General features: G+C 52.9%; 15 protein-coding genes. 9 read left to right on the top strand and 6 right to left on the bottom strand.

All coding sequences use genetic code 11. From position 1 onward, the window contains the following. Nucleotides 1–12 precede the first annotated feature (12 nt). The 3 genes from PEL01S_RS03710 to PEL01S_RS03700 all read left to right on the top strand — a co-directional run bounded on the left by PEL01S_RS03710 (nt 13) and on the right by PEL01S_RS03700 (nt 8,140). Complete coding sequence (locus PEL01S_RS03710) at nt 13–5,673, top strand: non-ribosomal peptide synthetase (protein ID WP_127459323.1); 5,661 nt, start codon at nt 13–15, stop codon at nt 5,671–5,673. Between the two features lie 8 nt (nt 5,674–5,681). Then, complete coding sequence (locus PEL01S_RS03705; protein ID WP_127459322.1) at nt 5,682–7,283, top strand: aminotransferase class V-fold PLP-dependent enzyme; 1,602 nt, start codon at nt 5,682–5,684, stop codon at nt 7,281–7,283. A 143-nt stretch (nt 7,284–7,426) separates the two neighbouring features. After that, nucleotides 7,427–8,140, top strand: coding sequence for a DUF4097 family beta strand repeat-containing protein (locus tag PEL01S_RS03700; RefSeq protein WP_127459321.1), 714 nt, complete (start codon nt 7,427–7,429; stop codon nt 8,138–8,140). Between the two features lie 192 nt (nt 8,141–8,332). Here PEL01S_RS03700 and PEL01S_RS03695 read toward each other — a convergent pair whose 3' ends face one another. Further along, nucleotides 8,333–8,920 carry a TetR/AcrR family transcriptional regulator gene (locus tag PEL01S_RS03695; RefSeq protein ID WP_063183504.1) on the bottom strand — a complete coding sequence of 196 codons (588 nt, stop codon included), beginning with the start codon at nt 8,918–8,920 and terminating at the stop codon, nt 8,333–8,335. A gap of 194 nt (nt 8,921–9,114) precedes the next feature. Between PEL01S_RS03695 and PEL01S_RS03690 the strand changes: the two genes are divergently transcribed. Beyond that, nucleotides 9,115–9,777 carry a nitroreductase family protein gene (locus PEL01S_RS03690; protein WP_127459320.1) on the top strand — a complete coding sequence of 221 codons (663 nt, stop codon included), beginning with the start codon at nt 9,115–9,117 and terminating at the stop codon, nt 9,775–9,777. Nucleotides 9,778–9,863: 86 nt separating this feature from the next. Here PEL01S_RS03690 and PEL01S_RS03685 read toward each other — a convergent pair whose 3' ends face one another. Further along, entirely contained in the window at nt 9,864–11,261 is a 1,398-nt protein-coding gene (locus PEL01S_RS03685; RefSeq protein WP_127459319.1) for an MFS transporter, read from the bottom strand. 113 nt (nt 11,262–11,374) lie between these two features. Here PEL01S_RS03685 and PEL01S_RS03680 point away from each other — a divergent pair, with 113 nt between their 5' ends. Then, nucleotides 11,375–12,280 carry a LysR family transcriptional regulator gene (locus tag PEL01S_RS03680; protein WP_127459318.1) on the top strand — a complete coding sequence of 302 codons (906 nt, stop codon included), beginning with the start codon at nt 11,375–11,377 and terminating at the stop codon, nt 12,278–12,280. After that, nucleotides 12,277–15,294, top strand: coding sequence for a WG repeat-containing protein (locus PEL01S_RS03675; RefSeq protein WP_127459317.1), 3,018 nt, complete (start codon nt 12,277–12,279; stop codon nt 15,292–15,294). Before PEL01S_RS03680 ends, PEL01S_RS03675 begins: the two co-directional genes overlap by 4 nt. Nucleotides 15,295–15,382: 88 nt before the next feature. Here the strand turns inward: PEL01S_RS03675 and PEL01S_RS03670 are convergent, their stop codons facing one another. Genes PEL01S_RS03670 through PEL01S_RS03660 form a run of 3 tightly spaced genes read right to left on the bottom strand, consistent with a single transcriptional unit; the run spans nt 15,383 to nt 17,921 of the window. After that, nucleotides 15,383–16,198, bottom strand: a complete 816-nt coding sequence (locus tag PEL01S_RS03670; protein ID WP_127459316.1) for a DJ-1/PfpI family protein — start codon at nt 16,196–16,198, stop codon at nt 15,383–15,385. A gap of 31 nt (nt 16,199–16,229) precedes the next feature. After that, entirely contained in the window at nt 16,230–16,865 is a 636-nt protein-coding gene (locus PEL01S_RS03665; protein WP_127459315.1) for a DUF2306 domain-containing protein, read from the bottom strand. Between the two features lie 21 nt (nt 16,866–16,886). Next, nucleotides 16,887–17,921 carry a DJ-1/PfpI family protein gene (locus tag PEL01S_RS03660; RefSeq protein WP_127459314.1) on the bottom strand — a complete coding sequence of 345 codons (1,035 nt, stop codon included), beginning with the start codon at nt 17,919–17,921 and terminating at the stop codon, nt 16,887–16,889. 214 nt (nt 17,922–18,135) lie between these two features. Here PEL01S_RS03660 and PEL01S_RS03655 point away from each other — a divergent pair, with 214 nt between their 5' ends. The 3 genes from PEL01S_RS03655 (at nt 18,136) to PEL01S_RS03645 (ending at nt 21,259) form a co-directional block, all read left to right on the top strand. After that, the gene (locus PEL01S_RS03655) at nt 18,136–18,822 is read left to right on the top strand and encodes a response regulator transcription factor (RefSeq protein ID WP_127459313.1); all 687 of its coding nucleotides are present in this window, start codon (nt 18,136–18,138) and stop codon (nt 18,820–18,822) included. A gap of 1 nt (nt 18,823) precedes the next feature. Continuing rightward, nucleotides 18,824–20,158, top strand: coding sequence for a sensor histidine kinase (locus PEL01S_RS03650; RefSeq protein ID WP_127459312.1), 1,335 nt, complete (start codon nt 18,824–18,826; stop codon nt 20,156–20,158). Between the two features lie 216 nt (nt 20,159–20,374). Next, nucleotides 20,375–21,259: a class I SAM-dependent methyltransferase gene (locus PEL01S_RS03645; protein ID WP_127459311.1), complete on the top strand. Its 885-nt coding sequence runs from the start codon at nt 20,375–20,377 to the stop codon at nt 21,257–21,259. A gap of 86 nt (nt 21,260–21,345) precedes the next feature. On the opposite strand, the gene PEL01S_RS03640 is transcribed toward PEL01S_RS03645, so the two are convergent. Further along, nucleotides 21,346–21,738, bottom strand: coding sequence for a RidA family protein (locus tag PEL01S_RS03640; protein WP_127459310.1), 393 nt, complete (start codon nt 21,736–21,738; stop codon nt 21,346–21,348). Between the last annotated feature and the right edge of the window lie 81 nt (nt 21,739–21,819).

The following is a 21,819-nucleotide window of genomic DNA, read 5'->3' as shown; positions in this document are numbered from 1 at the left end:
GGGTGACAGAAGGTGTCCAATGAAAGCGCGTCGCCGTCTGGCGGCAATTTATCCGATGCCAAACGGGCCCTGCTCGAAAAGTGGAAAAAGGGAAGCGCCACGGCGGGGAAGATGGGCCCGCGCGAGCGGCGGGGGCCGCTTCCGCTGTCGTTTGCTCAGCGGCGAATATGGTTTTTGGAGCAGTTGGTTCCGGGGACGCCGGTCTATAACATTCCGGGAGCCGTGCGTTTAAGCGGCGAATTGAACACGGACGCGCTCAAGCTGGCGCTCAGCGAGATCATTCGACGTCATGAGGTGTTTCGCACCCGATTTACGGTTCGGGAAGCCATCCCTTACCAGGAAATCGAAGAGCTTGGAGCCTGCGAACTGCCGGTCGAGGATTTGAGCCGCCTTCCGGAAGCGGAGCGGGAGGCGGAAGCCGCCCGCCTGCTCTCGGAGGAGGCGAGGACGCCATTCGACTTGACTTGTTCGAGGCTTCTGCGCGCCCGGCTGATCCGTTTGTGGGAGAACGATCACCTTCTCGTGATTTGCATGCACCATATTATTTCCGACGGCTGGTCACTGGGGGTTTTCCAGCGGGAGTTCGCTTTGCTCTATGAAGCTTATTCCCAGGGTCAGCCTTCGCCACTGCCGGAACTGCCGATTCAGTACGGGGATTTCTCGGAGTGGCAGCGGAAGCGAATGGAGGCGGGAGAATACGAGGAACAGTTGGCTTATTGGAGGCGTCAGCTTGCCGGCCTGCGGTCCGATGGGGCTCTGCCGTACGATCGAACGCGTTCGGCGGTACCGACTTATCGGGGGGAACGACATTACTTTGAATTGTCCGAAGCGCAGACGGAGGGCTTGCGCCACCTTGCCCAGAACGAAGGGGCTACCCTCTATATGGCGCTGCTGTCCGTGTTGAAGGTGCTGCTTTATCGGTACGGCCAATCGCCGGACATTTCGGTAGGCTGTCCGATTGCCAATCGGAATCAGGCGCAGATTGAAGGCTTGATTGGCTTCTTCGTCAATACGCTTGTCATGCGCTCGCAGCTTGGCGAGGACGACGATTTTCCGGCGGTTCTCCGCCAGGTGAAGCGTGTGGCGCTGGAAGCGTACGATCGGCAGGATGTGCCGTTTGAGCGTTTGGTGGAGGCTCTTCAACCCGACCGCGATCTGAGCGTTTCGTCGCCGTTCTTTCAGACGGGCTTCGTCTTTCAGAACACGCCGTTTCCGAAGACGCAGCTGAACGGACTGGAGCTGGCCCCCATTACCGTACACAACGGGATGGCGCCGTTCGACCTGCTGCTCTCGCTTACGGAAAGCGAGGGCAAGCTGATCGGGTTCTTCGAGTACTCGACAGAGCTGTTTGACGCAGAAACCGTCGTCCGCATGACATCGCACTTTCAGGTGTTGACGGACAGCATTCTTTCCAATGCCCGGTTGCCGGTGAAGCGTCTGGCCCTATTGCCGGAGGAGGAGCGTCGGCGGGTGCTGACGTGGGGAGCCGCGGCCAAATCGCCGCAGCCCGTCACAAGCTGCATTCACGAACGCTTCGAACAGGCGGCCGCTCTGACTCCCAAGGCTGTTGCCGTTACGTACGAAGGCAGGTCGCTGACCTACGCCGAGCTGGATGGAAGGGCCAACGCTCTGGCACGCCGGCTTAGACGGCTGGGTGTCGAGGCGGAAGTCCGGGTCGGCATCTATCTGGAGCGTTCGCTTGAGCTTGTCGTTGCGATTCTCGCTGTGCTCAAAGCGGGCGGCGCCTACGTACCGCTCGATCCTGCCTATCCGAAGCAGCGGATCGCTTATATCGCCGGCGATGCCGGGCTTTCCTTGATGCTGACGCAGGCTTCGCTTCTCGATACGCTGCCCGATCTCGATGCGCCGACCATTGCTGTGGATGATTTCGACGCGGATGCGGAGAGCCAGGCCCCGCTTGAGCTCGGGACCGATCCCGCACAATTGGCCTATGTGATCTACACCTCCGGTTCGACCGGCCAGCCGAAAGGCGTGCTTGTGGAGCACCGGAACGTCGTCCGCTTGTTCGATGAGACGCATGCCTGGTTCGGGTTTGACCGGAGCGACGTATGGACGCTTTTTCACTCGCACGCTTTTGATTTTTCGGTGTGGGAAATATGGGGCGCTTTATTCTATGGAGGCAAGCTTGTCGTCGTTCCTTACCTGGTCAGCCGTTCGCCGGAAAGCTTCCATGCGCTTCTGCATTCGGAAGGGGTGACCGTCCTTTGTCAGACTCCTTCGGCTTTTCGCCAGCTGGCGCAGCACGAGGAGAGGCAGCCGACCAAAATGCTCGAAGCCCTTCGGTATGTTGTATTCGGCGGGGAAGCGTTGGAGATGCATACGCTCAAAGGCTGGTTTGACCGGCATGGCGATGCCCGGCCCCAACTGGTCAACATGTACGGCATTACCGAAACTACGGTGCATGTTACCTACAGACCGCTGACCCTGACCGATCTCGAAGTGCGAAGCAGCCCTATCGGGATTCCCATCCCCGATCTGAGCCTGTACCTGCTGGACCGCAACCTCGAGCCGGTACCAATCGGTATTGCCGGCGAGATGTATGTGGGAGGAGCCGGCGTTTCGCGGGGGTATCTGAATCGTCCGGAGCTGACGGCCGAGCGGTTCGTCCCGGACCCGTTCTCCGGCGTCTCGGACGCCACTCTCTACAAAACCGGCGATGAAGCAAGGTTCTTGCCGTCAGGAGAGCTGGAGTTCCTCGGACGCAACGATCATCAGGTTAAAATCCGCGGTTTTCGCATCGAATTGGGAGAAATCGAAGCGGCGCTGAAGCAGCATGCTGCCGTCCGCGATGCCGTGGTGGCCGTAAAGCAGGATGCCATGGGCCATCCGCAGCTGGTGGCCTATCTCATCGAGAAGGAAGCGGATGGCCACGATGTGGAAATAACGAAGCAATGGGAGCATGTATTCGATCAAACTTACGAAAACGGAGCGGATGCGGAAGCCGCCGATTTCAATATCGCCGGGTGGAACAGCCTGTACGACGGCCGGCCTCTTCCTGCGGAGGACATGCGGGAGTGGGTGGGCGCGACGGTAAAGCATTTGCTCGACGCGAAGCCGAAGCGCGTGCTGGAACTGGGCTGCGGGACGGGGCTGCTGCTTTTCCGGGTGGCACCGGCGTGCGAGCATTACATGGGAACCGACATTTCGTTAACGGCGATCCGGCGGCTGGAAACGCTGACGGAGAAGCTGCCGCAGGTGAGCCTCCGGCAGCAGCCGGCCCATCATACGGAGGGAATAGAACCGGGCTCTTATGATCTGGTCATACTTAACTCGGTCATCCAATATTTCCCGAGCGTGGAGTATTTTCTGGAAGTGCTCAATGCCGCCGTGCGGGCCGTTCGTCCCGGAGGCACCGTATTTATCGGGGATGTGCGGAGCTTGCCGCTGCAGGAAGCATTTTATGGTTCGGTGGAGCAGTTCAAGGCGAGACGGGCGCTCACGCCGGAGGAACGAAGCTCCCGGGTGAAGGAGCGGATGGAACGCGAGCATGAGCTGCTTCTCGATCCGCAGCTTTTTGTAAAGCTGGCCGAAAGCAAGCCGCAGTTTGCCCATGCGGAAATTCAGTGGAAGCGCGGAAGCCGCTGCAACGAATTGACACGGTTCCGCTACGATGTCCTGCTGCGCGTGAGCGCCTCGGAGCAGCGGACGGTTGAACCGCTACTGCTTCCTTGGACCTCCGTTCGGGACGCGGAGAGCGCGCTGCAAAAGCTGGCCGGACAGGACGCGGAAGCCGTTGCGATCCGCGGCGTCCCCAACGCCAGGCTGCGGGGCTTTCTGGAAGAGGTGGGGGAGGACGCCGTTGATCCCATGGCCTTTGTCGAGCTGGAGCGTTCCCTTCCTTACGATATCGCGATCCATTGGGCGGGCCCCGGCCGGGAAGACCGCTTCGATGTAATCTGTACCCGTCGGGACTTGTCACCGGACAAACGAATCGTCCAGACGGGAAGCGGAAAATCGAAAGGAAGCGAAGAATGGGGCGCATACGCCAACCGGCCGGTGAAGCTTGCAGCACCCGGCGGACTAAGTCCGGAGCTGCGCAGCCTGCTGAAGGAGCGTCTCCCGGATTATTTCATTCCGTCCGCCTGCGTTACCGTACGTACGTTCCCACTTACTTCCAACGGCAAAATCGACAGGGCGGCGCTGCCGGCCCCGGGCCGCGAACGTCCGGAGCTGGAAAATCCGTATGTCGAACCCCGTACTCTGCTCGAGCGGCGGCTTGCCGAGCTTTGGAGCAGCGTGCTGGGTATCCCGCAAATCGGCGTCCTGGACAGCTTCTTCGAGCTGGGAGGCCACTCTTTGCTCGCCACCCAGCTTATTTTCAAGCTGCGCGACGAACTCAGCATCGAAATTCCGCTGCGTGTGCTGTTTGAGACGCCAACCATCGAGTGGATGAGCGCCGCCGTCGAAGCTATCCAAAGCGGTCAGGGAGAGCTTGTCGCTTCGCGGCTTGATTTATGGAGCGAGAGCAGCCTTCCATTTGACATTCGTGATCCGGGAACGGCCGGTCAAGCGAGCAGACCTGTGCAAAACATTTTGCTGACGGGAGCCACGGGCTTCCTTGGAGCCTTCCTGCTGCGCGAGTTGCTGCGAAGCACGGCGGCCGATATTTTCTGCCTTGTCCGCGGGCGCAACGAAGAGGAGGCCATGCGGCGGCTGCAACCCAATCTTGCCAAATACGGGATTCGCGACGAAGCAGTCTCGGAGCGTGTTAGGGTCATTCCCGGCGATCTCGGGCAGGAGAGGCTGGGGTTGTCCGAAGCGGCCTTCGAGCGGCTGGCCGGGCAGATGGACGCCCTTTATCATAACGGCAGCATGGTGCATTTTATCGCGCCTTATGTCGAGCACAAGGCAGCGAATGTTCTGGGAACCCGGGAAATGATCCGGCTGGCGAATACCGGACGTTTCAAAACGTTACACTTCGTCTCGACCACGCACGTGTTCTCGGGACGCGATATCAAGGACGGCGTTTTGTTGGAGAAGGACCTGCCGCAGCATCCCGAAGACCTTAGGCTTGGCTATACCCAGAGCAAATGGGTTGCGGAGCGGATGGTGCTGGAAGCCGCTTGCTCGGGACTGCCCGCGCTCATTTACCGACCGGGCCGTATTTGGGGAGACAGCGTAACGGGCCGCTGCCAATCGAGCGATTTTATGTGGCTGATCATCAAAGCCTCGCTGCAGTTGGGCCTCATTCCCGCTATGGAAGCGGAGCTGGAGATCGTGCCCGCGGATTTCGCGGCTCGGGCGATTGTCCATCTATCGGGGGCGGAGATGCCAGACGGCCGCGCGTACCATCTCGTAAATCCGACGCGGACCACGTGGAGCGAGGTGATCGAAAGCTTGGCCGACTACGGGTATGCTCTCCGGACGGTACCTTACGGGATTTGGCACGAACGGATCTTACAGGCGGCGGCCGAGTCTGGAGATCAGGCGGCGAAGGCGGTTCTGCCGCTCCTCGAAGGCGACTGGGGGGACGGCATGTCGGAATTCCAGGTTGTCTACGATTGCACCCATCTTCATCAGGGCTTGAAGGGAAGCGGCGTAACGTGTCCGAAGCTGGACCGATCCTTGATGAGCACCTACCTTACTTATTTTGTCCAAACCGGGTTCCTGCCGCAGCCTAGCAGCGGAAAGACAGGCCATCAGGGAGCGTGAGGAAAGCTATGGAACCATTGTATATCCAGCCGCTTCTCGAAATTAGGGAGTATCTTCGCTTGGCGTTCGAGCCGTCCGCGGATCAGCATGCCGTGGAGGAGAGACTGGACCGATACATCACGGAAGTGATTGAAGGGTTATATGGGGCACCGCGTGTCACGACGGATACGGCATTGGAGCGGCTGTCTCTGCTTCGACAGGAAGAAGCCGTTCCCGGGAGCGTGCTACATCCCGAAGCGTATATGAGCCGCTTGATTCGTGAGGTCGTGCCACATTCCATCAATACGTCATCCCCCAATTTTATCGGCCATATGACCTCGGCGCTGCCGATGTTTTTCAGGCCGCTGAGCCGACTGCTCACGGCTTTAAACCAAAACGTGGTCAAAGTGGAAACGTCCAAGTCGTTCACCGTACTCGAGCGGCAAGCGCTTGCGTTCATGCATCATCAGGTCTATGGCTGCAATGAATCCTTTTATGCCGAGCACGGGCAACATCCCGAAAGCACGCTGGGCATGATGACTTCGGGCGGGACGGTTTCGAACCTCACCGCCCTGTGGATCGCGCGCAATGCGGCACTGCTTTCGCCGGAAACGGACGTGAAGCGGGACGGGTACGCGCTGGCGCTGCACAAGAACGGCTACCGGCGGGGCGTCATCCTAGGCTCGTCCTTGATGCATTACTCGATCGATAAGGCCGCGGATATTCTCGGCTTGGGGAGCGATGGCGTGATTCGGATCGGCTGCGACTCCCGCGGCCGGATCGATCTGTCGAAGCTGGCGAAGGAGATCGCCGCTTGCCGCGAACGGGGGGATCGGGTCCTCGCCATCGTCGGCATCGCCGGCACAACGGAAAGCGGAGCCATCGATCCGCTGCAAGAATTAGCACGAATGGCCCGCGCGGAACGTATTCATTTTCATGTGGACGCCGCTTGGGGAGGTCCGCTGCTGCTGTCGGACGCCCACGCTCATAAGCTCCGGGGGATCGAATGGGCGGACACCGTCACCATCGACGGGCACAAGCAGATGTATTTGCCGATGGGCACGGGTCTGCTCCTGCTGAAGGATCCGTTAGCCGCGGCACTGATCGAGAAAAAAGCGCAGTACATCATCCGCGGGGGCTCCGCCGATTTGGGACGGCGATCTCTGGAGGGGTCCCGTCCGGCGATGTCGGTGTTTCTGCATGCAGGACTTCATTTGCTGGGCCGGGAAGGCTACGGCTATTTGCTCGATGAAGGCATTCGCAAAACCCGTTGGATGGCCGATCTGCTTGCCGGGCATCACGCCTTCGAGCTGATCGGGGAACCGGAAATCAATATTTTAACCTATCGTTACATTCCCGCGGCGCTGCGTGAAGCGGTACGGAACGGCACGCTGACCCCCGAGGAGCACAACCGGATTAACCGGTTCAATGAGCGTCTTCAGGAAGTGCAGGGACGGCAAGGGGAGTCCTTCGTCTCCCGCACTACGCTGTCCGGTATCGAAGGGCTGCCGGAATCCATCGTCGTATTACGGGTCATCCTAGCCAATCCGTTAACGACGGAAGAGCATATTAAGAACATCTTGGACCTTCAGCAGACGATCGCCGAGGAATTGGAGCTTTCGTTCAGCTAGTGGGAGCTGTGCCGCCGTTCCGTAGGGCGTGCTGCTTTACGGGGCGGTTTGCTCATTGTTTCGATCGATATGTTTTGGTATAAATTACATATAAAGGAATCCTGTGTTTTCGTGGATCCCTTCCTATAAAGGAGTGAGGTACCATGGCCTTAAGAACGCCTAAATCCCTGTCAACGTTTCCGAAAGGAGCGATCAGGAACGCCCAAATCGATCAGCGGTTTCCCGCCGAGGGGATCCGGGAATTTCGCATCGATGTGCATACGCTGGGTAACATGCTGATTTGTTTTGATGCGGAGGATGAGATTAGAGTTGTGGCCGCCGGCGAATCCCATCTGCTGCCCCAACGGTTGTTCTGCTCCGGCGGCGCACTGCGGTATGAGGGAAGCAACTTTGTCTCTTACCTTAAAAACGGACAAAAGCAAAAAATTCTCATTGAAGTTCATGTCCCTCCGGAAACGAAGGTTCTGGCGAAATTCACGGCGGGTGTCGTGATCTTGGACGGAGGCCGGGGCGACATTGACATCCGGGGGACATTCGGCGAAGTGTCCGGGATTACGCACTCTTCCAAGGTGCGGATCAAGCTGCAAACAGGAGATGTTTCGTTGAACGAATTGCAAGGAGAGGCGGAACTCCGGCTGAACGTAGGAAGCGCTACGCTGGGATGGACCGAGCTGGCCGGCCCGAATCGTATTCACGTGCACTGCGGATTCGGCGGAATCGACTTGCTCTTGCCCGCTGTCGAATTCGCCGCTCACGATGAAGGGGTTTTGCCCCGAACGAAACGGATAACGACATCTTCCGGGTCGGAAATAACGGCTGTGGCAGGAATGGGCTCGATTGACGTCAAGCATTGGTAATGGAGTAACGAATAATGGAGTAACGAATGTTCAAGGAGCTTGCAGTTGGCCAATATGGTCTGTTTTATTTTTATTCAATTAGTGGACATCATTCATTATGAAAAAATGTAACGCAGCCGAAAAGGCTGCGTTTTTTCGTATGGAAGGGATTGTTCCCAATCAGAGCTGTAATGTGCAGAAATTCCACGCTTCCTAGCCCAGCAGTTCTTTGGCGCCGTTCATCACTAAAGGCATAGTCTGTTTAACGAATGATTCTGCAGGTAGTAGACGCCCCTCTTTGTTCCAAACGTAAGCGGCCCCGTACATCCCCCAACTTAACATGATGGAAGCTGTATTGATTAATTGCGCGTTTGGACTCGAAAGCATCTTGTCTTTGTCTACAAAGGAAAGAAGTATCGCTTGAATTTTTTCCTTTATTTGAATTTCGAATACAGGTCCAAGCGGTTTATAGCTTCTTTTGCACATGGCGCTTAAATTCTCGTGAAAATCGCATACAGCCAGAAAAATACTCTGAATTGTTTCTTCATTTAATATTTCGTGACCGCTTATTCTACGATTTATGATGGCCATAAAAGATTCCGTTAATTTGGACTCCAGAATTTCGAATTTATCTGCAAAATGCGCATAGAAGGTCGCTCTGTTCACCGTAGCCCTCTCTGTAATATCCCTAACGGTTATCGATTCGAAATCTTTTTCTTGAAGTAATGAAGTGAAAGCGTCCTGAAGGAGTCGCCGTGTACGTATCACGCGAGGATCAGCTTCATTCTTTTTAATTGTCATGTGGGCTGGAGACCTCCTAACTAAAACGACATTATAGAGATGGTGTTGTTTATACAACGTTTCATTGATATTGATGATTGCGTGCCATTCAGTTCTTATTATAACATATGAATACAACACGTGTTGCACAAACAACTAATGTTGTTTTAAAGCAGAATGCTAAATATCGATTTTCTCAAGAGGAGGAGAGAAGCATGTCCGTTTCACAACCGTCGCAAACGATGGAGCAACAATCTTTTTTTGATGTTATTCGAGAACGCCGGTCGGTTCGCAGCTATGATCCCGAGGTCAAGATTTCGCGGGAGGAATTGAGTGAAATCTTGCAGCAAGCCACGCTGGCTCCCTCGGCCGCTAACCTGCAGCCGTGGCGGTTTCTCGTTATCGACTCGCCGGAGCTGAAGCAGAAGCTGCTTCCGATCGCATTCAATCAACAGCAAGTGGTCGAGGCCTCGGCTGTCATCGCCGTTCTTGGGGACCTCGAGAACATCCGGATAGCCGAGAAGATTTACGGCCAGGCTGTCGATGCGGGCTTCATGCCTGCGGATACGGCAAAATCGTTTGTTGAGCGCTATACCGGCATGTATTCGAGCATGCCACCCGAGGCCGTCCGCCAAATCGTTTATACCGACGGCGGACTAGTATCGATGCAGCTCATGCTTGTCGCCCGCGCCAAAGGCTACGATACGGTACCGATGGCTGGCTACGACAAACAAAAGTTCATGGAAGCCTTCGGCGTATCAAACCGGTATGCTCCGGTTATGCTGATCGCCATCGGTAAGGCAGCGAAGCCCGGTCATCCGACGGTGAGGCTGCCAATCGAGGATATAGCTTTTTTTAACGAAATGCCTAACGAATAAGAACATGCAAAAGACCTTCGCATCCGCATAACAACGGCGTGCCAAGGTCTTTTATAAATTCTGCGCATCTAATTCCTACAAGGCGTTCATTGACGAAATTCAAGCTCTTCCAATTGCCCCGACTCCCGGCGCCTCCAGCTCATGAATACCAAGGACAATGCAATTACTGTAAGGATAACCCCCAGCAAGCGAAATCCCCCGAAGCTGAACTGATCTCCCATGACGATACTTATCAATAATGAAGAGATAATGGCCCCCAGGTTTCTTGAGGTATTAAATAATCCGGATGCTACACCGATGATTTCTTTTGGGGCACTTTTGAACAAGGCTGCTTGCATACCGACATTGTTCAATCCGTTGCTAATGCCGAATGCCGCTAACGCCACACACACGCTGATAACCGGTGAAAATTCATTCAAGGTCACGATCCACACGGACCCGAATATCATGAGAATCGCGGACACGAGCAACGCCGGCCTGGGCCCCGATTTATCGATCCATCGCCCTGCCATTGGAGAAGCAACGAGCGAGCACAAGCCCAAGGTTAGCATGAGAATTCCAGTATGGAATTCGCTGATATGACGTACCATTTGCAAATAGGACGGAAGCCCGAAAAAGAGAGCATAAAAAAGTATGTTAACGACCATGAATTGGACATTGACCCACGTCACCGCAGGATATTTGGCGAATGTGCGCAAGGGAATAAAGGGCGAAGCCGTTTTTAGCTCATGTCGTACGAAGGCTCCCAGTACAACGAGGCCGATCAACCCGGTAATGACATACCCAGATGAAACATGTCCGGATGATTTTGCCGACAGTATTCCGACAAGCAGGGCAATCAGCCCCACAGTGAAGAGCAGAATCCCTGGCGCATCAATCAAATTCAGCCATTTGCGAAAGGACATTTTGCGTTCAACGGATGTTGGCGTCTCGTCTTTAGGAATTATCCTCCAAGACCATAGAAAGCTCGCCACCACGAACGGAATATTAACGAAAAAGATACCGGGCCAATCCCACCAATGAATCAAAACCCCGCCAATAAAAGGGCCAATGGCTGCCGCCCCGGATTGGAAGATGGATAAAACGGACACCGCAGTCGCTTGTTTCTCCGTAATATGAATTCGCACAATGGCCATTCCAACGGAAATCATCATGCTTGTCCCGATGGATTGCACAATGCGGAACACGATGAGCCATCCAAAGTTCGGCGATAGTGGAGCTAATAATGAGGCAATGAAGGCTATAACAAGCCCGGTAAGAAATATTTTCCTGCGGCCGAATAAATCGCTGGCCCTTCCCATGACAGGTTGAGCCACAGCACTTGCAATATAGAAGGTAAAAATAACCCAGGAAACAACAGTAAAGTCAAGCTGGAATCCATTTTGCAGCCTGGGAATAGCAACGGAAACCATCGAAGAATTTAATGGGTTCAATAGTATCCCCAGTCCAACGGAAATCATCAACCACCTGCTGCGAGCATTCATTTTGGAGTCCCCCCGAAGTGTTTTAAAGATATCGTACTTGAAATCGAGTATTTACTCCAACGCATTTTATGTTATGATTTCATTGACATGAAGGAATGAATGGAGGTGGGGAGATGGAGCTTCTTCAACTGCAATATTTTCTTGCGGTAGCTCGATTGGAGCATGTGACCGAAGCGGCACGAAGTCTGCACGTTACTCAATCGTCGCTAAGCAAAACGATCCAACGTCTGGAGGAGGATCTGGGGGTCCCTCTATTCGATCGAACAGGGAGGAAGCTGCGATTGAATGAGTTCGGAAGCAGATTCCTTCGTCGTGCGGAAAGGGCTTTATTTGAATTGGAACAGGGGAAGCAGGAGCTTAGCGATTTGTCCAGCCCGGAGCATGGCACAATCGAATTGGCGGTGACCAACGCAAGCAAGCTGCCCAATATTCTTCGAGAGTTTCGGAAAAAGCATCCCCATATCCAGTTTCACGTGCAAATGCTGACCACACAGGAAATGGTTACGCTTCTCCATCGGGGGGAGGTCGATTTCTGCTTGTCCTCGCCTCCTATACAAGGGGATGACATTGAATGTCAAATCGTGTATTACGATCCCATTCTTGTAGCTGTTCCAAAGGGGCATCGGCTGGCAGACCGAAGCAGCGTATCCTTGACGGAACTTAAGGACGAATGGTTCGTCGGTGTAAAGAGAGGGTACCTCACTCGCGATTTAGTGGACTCCGTATGCAAATCGGCTGGGTTTGCGCCTAAATATGTGTATGAAGGGAACGAGCCTGCTCGACTAAGCGCTCTTGTGGAAGCAGAGATTGGCATAGGCTTTATACCAAGCACGGCAAGGAATCCGCGGGAAGATATTCACTATCTTCAGGTAGAGGATCACGAATTGGTACGGGAGATCGCTTTATTATGGCACAGGAGCCGGTACATTTCGCGGGCTGCTCTGGAATTCCGCGAGGTCGTGGTACAATATTTTGAGACGCTATCCAAACTATTTAATACAGAGGAGAAGCTATCATGACGGAAAATAGCAACGTGGTTCATCCGCCCTATGTCGTACGTTTTTCATTTGCAAAATCGCTCGGACTACGTTATGCGCTGATTGACGTGAACGGAAATCTTGTTCGCGAGCCGAATTTGCTTAAAGTACATAACTTTACTTCAAATGGTAAGGGAGGTTACATTACCGCAGCCCAAGACTTAAACGAAAAATGGGGGTATCTGGATCAAAACGGCCGCTGGTTGATCGAGCCGACTTTGGAGGATGCGCGCATTTTTGGCGAGGAGGGCATGGCCAGATTCAAAAAAGAAGGGCTATGGGGCTACGTAGACCTGAATGGGGAAATCAAAATCCAACCCCAGTTTGAGGAGGGGCTGCCATTTCACGCAGGCTTGGCGGCGGTTCGATTGCACAATGGATATGCTTATATCGATAGTATGGGACAAGTCGTCATCGAAGGGCCGTTTGACGAGGCAGGTTTCTTTTCGCCGATCGGTCTGGCTGCCGTGAAAAAGCAGGGGAGCTCCGCTTGTGGGGTGATCAATACGAAAGGCGAAATGACGATTGCCCCACAATTTGCAGATATCCGCATGTATACAAGCGATGGCATAGCCCCTGCCAGGAAAGGTAAACTATGGGGATTGATCGATACACAAGGCGAATGGATCGTGAAGCCGACCTATTCATGTATCGAAGAGTTCAACGAAGAGGGGCTCGCTTTTTTCAGTGATTATTCCGATATGATGAACATAAAAAAGGGTTATCTCAATACAAAGGGCGACGTGGTCATCGAGGGAACGTCCATTTCGGACCAAATGGTGTGCGGCCTGGCAAAACAAGATGTGCCTTATGGCGGAGGTATCGGCTTCTTCGACCGTACCGGTACGATGGTGATTCCGGCACAGTACGCTTGGGCCGATCCTTTTCATGAGTGTGGCGCGAGTATCGTTCTTCACAAGGAGCAATGGGGGATCCTTACGATGGACGGCCAGTTCCGGGAGATGCCTTATGTGGAGCCACTGACGGATCATGAAGGCTGGGTGATGGGCTTTTATGGCGGCAAGGGAATGGCTCCGTTTCTTGTCCGGAAGGGCGAAGTCGTCTACGTGGACGCAGCCGGAAGGGATGTTTGCAGACTGCGGGTAGAGGAGACGGGGAATCCGCAGGAGCATTCCTTGCAACTCTTCAATGCCGAGGGAAGAATTGCTTGGCAAAACGAAGGAGAGCGGGATACATTTTTAGTGGAGAGCCCGTTTTTGCGCAAGCAGCCTGCCCAGCATTTTGAGGATATCCAGTATTGGGAGGGAGATATTACGGCTGCCGCACAAGCTCTCTTGAATGCGGAACCTAGAGATTTTTACCCCTACGACTGGTATGAACGGGATGTGTACGATCTATCGGAAGAGGATGAAGATGAGATCGACGAGTATAAAAAAAGAGGCGCGATGGAGGTCCTGGCCGGCACCTATGTGAGCGAGGAGCATTATGGGCATTATCATTTCCTCGCCGACTGGGAAAGAAGTGCGTTCGAACAGTATTTTACAGTAATCGCTGACCGTCTTTCCGATTCTTTTGGCGACCCGCTGCCCGGTGCGTCCATCATGCTGCGCTGGGGTGATAACAACCTTAGCAAAGTATGGGAAGTGAACGGCAAGTATCTGGTGCTGGAATGGTTCACTCAATATGGCGACGGAGATTTTGTCCACCGGCTGTGGCTTGCTGCAGGAACCAGAGAGGATTTGGAATACGATGAGGAGGATGACGAGAACGAATACGATTCAAACGAGGAAGAAACCCAAGAAAATGACAAGACCTTCGATCTCGATCAGTTTGAGAGGCTGGTGAAAGAGGCGCAGGCTCATATGGATGCGGAGGAACATGAGGAAGTTCTCGACTTGGTGTTCCAAATGGAGGAGCTCGCCTCAGATTCCACGGATGTGGAGGTCACGCACATGAGCTGGATCTACGACTGCAAGCGGAATGCGCTGTATCAATTGGGTCGAGTAGAAGAAGCGCTCGAAGCCTGCCGTGAAGCGATTGCCTATATCTCCCCGAGGATGTTGTTCAACTACCGGCCGGAGCCCCGCCAAACGCTGCGCGCTTGCCATAATATGCTCGCACGGGAGCTAATGGAGCACGCCGCATCCAAAGAAGAATGTCTGACAGCCTGGGAACATGTAAGGGCTTGCTTCCAAGCGGTGGAACCGAACGAGGGCGAAGCGGTACTTGAACATTTCTATGACACCCGAGCGCTTGTGCTGCTGAAGCTGAGTGAATTTGATTCTGCTGAGAGATCGAAGGCCTTTGCTTTTCTTCAGCGGATGCAGACCATAGGGTCACCGTATCTAAGAGACGAGCCTCGACTGGCTAAAGCGATCAACTCGGCAGAGTATCAGTCATTTGCGAAAAACAGCCATGAAGTCGATCAAGAATATGTACAGGCACCTGCACAGGAAACCGCTATGGAGGCAGTGACCCGGTACCACAAGGCATACGAAACATTTAGCCAATTCAACTCGCAAGTGGAAAAGGAGTTCGGGCCCATTCTCTCCCTTTCGTTCAGGGAGGACATGATTGCGAAGGCTGAAGAGGAATTAGGGTTTGCCTTGCCGGATGCCCTTCGTCAATTTATGCTGGTTCCTGGCCTTGTGCACGGGATATATCCGGAGCTTGTGCCTCCTATGGAAATTCAAGGGATGTTTTCGCTAATCAGTGATGTATGGGGAGTGCGCCGGGAGTTCGAGGAGCGTTTGACGCAGAAAGAATTGTACTGGCTGGAGGTTCATTGTCAGATCTGCGGCTTGTCCCAGATGGACGACTATAGTCAAGAGTATATGTACTTTACTCCAGGAAAAGGGTTCGGCACCTTTATCTACAATCGGGATGATTGGGCTAAATTTGAAGCGGATGTGCTCAGACCGCTGCTGGCGCAAGAGATTCCCGCTGAGACGTTTGACCAGATGTATTCCCGAAAGGTGACCGATCAGATTAAGCGGATGATTGAAGTTAGCAGAGCCTCCAGCGCAATGCTCTAATCGTATCCCCTCTAAGTAGACGGTAAAGGATAAACCCTTACAGTTTGCTTAGAGGGGATTTCCTAATGGAAAGGATTGCCTCGATTTCTTACTTTTCGGAAGCCGCAGCCGGTTGTTCTATTTTAGACGCTTCCTGACTCGTCCTAAAGTCGATCGGCGTAACGCCTTCCGCTTTCCACACTGTGCCTCTTCGCTCGTACTCGAATAACTTTTCGACGGCATTCGCGATTCGGGGCCCTAGCTCACGCTCAACCAAATACAAGGCCACATCAAGTCCCGAAGTCACGCCTCCGCCGCTCACGAGACGGGGATCGTCTTCAACGACTCTTGCATCAACCGGAATTGCGCCGGCAGCTTTTAATGCAGCCATGCCCATATGGTTCGTAACGGCATATCGATCTTTCAACAAGCCTTTCATAGCAAGCAGCAATGAGCCTCCACATACGGTAGCAACAGTAACTTCCTTATTGTCAATAGCTTGCTTCAGAAAATTCGGTAAGCCTGTCTTCATGGCCTGACCTAATATATTCGGAATGGCATCTTCCGAATTTCCCGCCGGTTTCCCCGCAGCTCCGGGCACCAAAATAATTCCCGGACGATTCGGATCTAATGCCGCTTGCGCTTCGAGAGAAGGCCCATTCATCCCGCTCGGGACAGAACGTTTGCCTTCTGCGGATACCAATTCCAGCGTAACAGCCCCTCCCGAGTACATTCCCGCGGCAGCGAATACTTCATATGGCGCCAAAGCGTCCATCAGATCGAAACCATCGAATAAAACGATTTGAACATGCACACTTTTGTCCTTGAACGCATCCTTATTCTCGCTTGTTTGCGCACTTGCCGCAGGGGCAAACAGACTTAGCACCAGGGCAAACGACAAGAGCCATCCCAAAATTTTTTTCATTTTTATCCATTCCTTTCGCGCCTTAAGCGATTTAGTTGGTTGTGGAGGTACCGTTCATTCTAATGACGATGTCAGGAATGACCAGCAGCAGCACAATGGAGCCATAAACGCCAATGGTATAGCTGGTAGCGTAAACCAGACCGAAGCCCTGATGAAACAGGAAGGTGATGAGATGAATGAACATGTTCGTAAAACAAAAAGCGTAGCTTCGGATCATCCAGTTCCGGTGTCGGATGATTCGTTTCATTTTGATTTGGACGAGTGCCATAATCGTGATAAACAGCCATATCACATTCAGTACATTGAACGCCATGCTGCTTATTTTTCCTCCGGTGGCGTAAGGCGCCATGTATCCGGAAGTCAGCACGACAAGAAGTACGGACACCAAGTAAACGTACCCGTTGATGCGATGGAACTTGCGGCTTTTTTCCAAGATTCGGTTCGAAAAGTTGAGCAGCCCGGCCGCCATGGCGATGCAGGCAAATGCAACATGAACGTACATCACGTTTAACCAAACCGGGAGATTGAGCGCGCGTTTGAGTCCGGTTTTATGGCTTAAAAAGCTTTCGGCTCCGGGATCGACGATATAGTTGTTCACCAAGGCGTAAAGGATAAATAGAATCGTGACACCGGCCAAAAGGCCGGATAGTAGTTTCCGCTTCTTCATGTGATCCGTACCCCCTCCGGGCTAGGAAACGCGCTGGCCTGTTAATTTGGATGCCGGCAGCATGCCGGCCTTGGCGAATCCGGTCATGTGATCTCCGTCGGCGACAACTTCGAATTTCAGATTCAAGCGCATCGGTTTCGTGATTTGCAGCGACCAAGTAAGCTTGTTATCCAGAAGGACAGGGTTCAACAATGCTACCGTCTCATTCCCTTGAGTGGCCTTGCCTTGGATCATCCCATTCCTTGCTGAGATGGAGAGCTTAACCTGCAATTTCCCAACGGGCGTAGCGATTGTCGTATCCCAATCCCCTTCGAAGACGGATGCCTGTGTGAGTTTGTTATCCGGAGTGCCATAAGCCATGGGCGTTTTGTCCGCCGCGATGTTCGGTTCGTCGTCTGTCCTTGTTTTTGGACGGACAGGTGCCATTCCTGCTGCTCTCCAAACCGTCCCCCTCCGTTCAAATTCGAACAACTGTTCCACGGCGTGAGAAATACGCGGTCCAAGCTCACGTTCCACCAGATACAGCGCTACATCGAGTCCCGAAGTGACGCCGCCGCCGCTAACCAGATTGCCATCGTCCACGACGCGCGCCGAGACGGGAACGGCACCGGTTGCTTCAAGTACACTCATGCCCAGATGATGGGTTACCGCCGGCCTGCCTTCCAAGAGCCCTCCCATGGCCAGCAGCAGGGAGCCGCCGCATACCGTGGCGATTACGATGTCTTTTTGCCCGAATGCTTGCCTGATCATACCGGTCAATTCCGTATTCATGGCCCGGGCCAGAATAGCCGGAATGGAATCGGGGCCATTTCCTTCAACGTCACCCGCGGCGCCGGGCACGAGAATGATGCCCGCACGTTCCGGATTCAATCTGCCGCTTGCTTCAAGCTTTACCCCATGGATGCCGCTGGTTACGGTCCTCGGCCCTTCGGCGGTGACGAATTCTACGCTTAACGCGTTGTCCGTATTCGTGGCAGCGGCGCAAAAAACCTCGTAAGGGGCAATGGCATCCAGAAGGTCGAAGCCATCAAAAAGCACGACTTGAACCGTCAACATTAAGAAATCTTCCTCCTTTATCCGTTTCTGCGTGGGACGTGTCATTACCCGCGGGTTTTACCGTCCGTGCTCGCAAGAATCATGTTAACAAACGAATATCTCAAACGAAGTTGTAAAAAGGTCACAAAACGATAAACAACTCATCACAAATCAGGTGACTGCGTTAGTTTCTTGCGGAAAAAATGATAAACTAGAATGCAAAGGTGGGATATTCATGAGCGAAGCAAATACGATACTCGTTGTAGACGATGACCAAAGTATCGTCGACCTGCTGAGGGACTTTTTAGAGTACGAAAATTTTCACGTTCTAACCGCTTGTGATACCGCTCAAGCGTGGGCCGTGTTCCAACAGAGTTCCATTCATTGCATCGTTCTTGACATCATGATGCCGGGACAAAACGGATTTGAGTTATGTCGCCGGATTCGGGCGGAGAGCAACGTGCCGATCCTTTTCTTGAGTGCACGCAGTGACGATGTGGACAAGATTCGAGGGCTGACGCTCGGCGGCGATGATTATATCGTCAAATCCGCTTCACCCGGTGAGATCATAGCGAGGATAAAAGCGGTATTGCGGCGTTCCGGTTCTCAGCAGCAAAGGGACGAAAGGATCTTGGATTTTGGCCGCATCAAGCTAAATCTGTCCGCAAGAGAAGTGACCGTGGATGGGAAGAATGCAGCGCTCACGCCGAAGGAATATGAGCTGCTGCGATTATTTGTCGAACACCCCAGACATGTGTTTACCTATGAACAATTACTTGAAAAATTTTGGGAGGGGGTCGGTGATAAGCATACGATTCGGGTGCATCTCGGCCGACTTCGCGAAAAAATCGAATCCGATCCGAACCATCCGCAATATCTGGTCAACGTATGGGGAGTAGGGTATCGCTTCGAGGGAGGATAACATGAGAACACTTCGCATTCGTACGTTTACTATGCTGTGCTTCTTCTTCCTAACGCTAGTGCCGTGGATCTTCTTTGTTACGGCTCACTTCATGGAGACAAAGACGCTCAGCTTCGCAAAAAACCAACCGCAAGATGAGCTTCTGCAAAAAAATTTGACCGAGATCACACACCTGATCGAAACGAACCCGGACAAATGGAGAGATCCGAATTGGCAAAACGAATTGGATATCCAATTGCGGCAAGCGAAGATGGAGGCGACTATTCTATCTGCGTCAGATCAGGAAATTTATCGGTCTAATCCGGAGCGCGATGGCGCCATGTCGTCAACCGAGCGGTTTTCCATCATAGAGGACGGTCGTTTACTCGGAAAGATCGTCCTCTACCTGCCGAAGTCCAATACGGTTCAGATGATCGCGGTGATTGCCGGAATATTGCTCGCTTTCTTTATTATCGGTGTGGAAATGCGAAGGTTCCTTCTTAAGCCCCTCGAAAGGATGAGCTTGGCAGCCAGACAAATCGCCGCAGGAGATTGGGATGTGAAGCTTCCTGGGTCCAGGATCACCGAAATCTCTGAAGTGCGCGATGGGTTCGAAGTGATGGTGAAGGGGCTTCAACAATCTTTTCGGAAGCAAGCGGAATTGGAAGAAGAACGTCGATTCGTGATCGCTGCTGTCGCGCACGATTTACGGACCCCGTTGTTCGCCTTGCGGGGTTATTTGGACGGTCTGGAGCAAGGAATTGCCCAATCCCCGGAGAAAATAACAAAATATTTGGCGGTATGTAAGGAAAAATCGGCGCAATTGGACCGGCTGGTAGAGGATCTTTTCACATTTACGAAGATGGACTATTTGGAGATGAAGCTTCATCACAAGAAGATTGATTTTAAACACCTCATCCAGAAGTCGATCGACAGTCTAAGTCCGCTAGCCCGGCAAAAGCACATCTCGATCTCGAACCATACTACAGACGACTGCTTCATTAGCGGTGACATGCACTTATTGGAACGTTCCATCAACAACCTTTTGGATAATGCCGTCAGGCATACCCCCTCCTATGGCGAAATTGTTGTTCAATGTTATACAGAACATGACCAAGTAAAGTTTACGATACGTGATACCGGGCCGGGCTTCTCATCGGAAGAGCTGCAGCGGGTTTTTGAACCTTTATATCGTGGTGAACAATCCAGGAATCGTTCAACCGGAGGCAGCGGGTTAGGGTTGACGATTTCACAAAGAATTATTAGGCGTCACGGAGGGGAACTTGCCGCAGGCAACCAATCGGAGGGTGGCGCTCTGCTGACCGGTTGGTTACCTGTAAACTGTCAATTGAAATAACGAAGACAATAGCTCGGCGATGGAACCTATTCCATCGCTTGTTTTCATTGATGTGCTGTTCACTCAACAAACGTTGCTTTGCGTATAGCCGTTGACAAACAAAAGTATCAAATATATTATAGATATATAATATCCATGATTCTTTTTGCCAGAAGGCATACCATTTGGGCTTCGGCTGGCGGAGCGGCAAGGACAATAATGAAAGGGGTACGTATCATGTCGAACGATCTGTTTAACGAAACCGTTTGGGAAAAAGCTTGGAAGGAAGATACGCAAACAGCAGTCAATAAGATGAAAAAAGCCGGAATTGATGCGGTACATGTCTTCGACCATAGGGCAAAGTCATTCAACGAGGAGGCATTTAACGAAGAAGGGAGACAAAGAACGAAACGGATTATGAATTGGCTGGAAGGACAGGGTGTGGCATTCAAAGATACTTCCATTTTAGACATTGGTGCAGCCTCGGGCGGATTTACAGTGCCGTTCGCAGAAAGAGGGGCAAGTGTTACTTCCGTAGAGCCTAGTCTGCCTTTGGCCGAACTCCTGAAAGAAAATGCGACGGGATTAACAAACGGGAACGTTGAGCTGGTGACTGAGCCGTTCGAAAACATTAATATTGAAGCAAAGGGGTGGGGGAAAGCCTTTGATTTGGTATTTGTCTCCATGTGCCCGGTTATCGTCGATTGGGAGAGTGTGGAGAAGGTGCTGAGCTGCGCGCGTCGGTTCTGCTATATCAGTCTGGCTGCCGGCTCCAGAGAGCACAGTCTGGTGAACGAGATTTGGACTTTGGTCACCGATCAGCCTCAGAAAGCCGAGCATCTGGAGATGGCTTATTTGCAGCATTTATTGTATCTTAAAGGCTACTCCTATGAGTCGCTGATCACCCGGGAGATGAAAACCAGGGAGGTATCCAGAGAAACGGCGCTTATGGAAGTTATGGACTGGCTTAAAATTTTGGGTCTGCCTGCGGACGATCGGAACCGGCAAATCGTCGCCGAGTATTTGGAGCGGACTTATCCGTCAGACAAGGTGGAAATCCGGCAGGGTGGTCGATTTGGCAAAGTTCTGATTCGATTGCAGGATCAGAACATGTACACCTGAGAAAGTACAGTTTAATGTAATCGTAAGTAGTCCCCGCCTAGCGATCAGATGGGGACTATTTTACGCTTACTTGGTCGGTAGCCGGGTTAATCGGTATGGGCGACGGCGCGGATTTCGATCAATTGGTGAGGGAACGCCAGACCCGACACGCCGACGAGGGTGGCGGCCGGTCGATGGTCGCCCACATACTCCTTGTACAGAACGATGAACTGCTCGAAATGCTCTTGCGGGTTGGTCAGAAAGACCTCCATCTCAGCAATGTTCGACCTCGCGACACCAAATCCCGCCAGCACGCGATCGAGGTTTTCCAGTGTCTGCCGGGTCTGTGCCTCGATATCGCCCTCGCCAACGAACGCGCCCTGCATATCGTGGGAAAATTGTCCCGAAATGTAGATGTTGCCGTTGACACTGTAACCTTGGGTGACGCCGAAAGCTTCTTCCCATGCAACACCGTGATTGTAGGTTTTAGCCATAGTCATTGTTTTCTCTCCTTCACCTCAAAGTAAGGCTAGTATAAACCGGGCACAATTAAAAAGGTAGTACGCACTTTATTGATAGGT

It is taken from the genome of Paenibacillus elgii NBRC 100335 (assembly GCF_004000865.1).
In the GTDB taxonomy this organism is placed as follows: domain Bacteria; phylum Bacillota; class Bacilli; order Paenibacillales; family NBRC-103111; genus Paenibacillus_G; species Paenibacillus_G elgii.
Note: the sequence above shows the minus strand (reverse complement) of the source record. Positions and strands in the feature narration are given on the sequence as shown.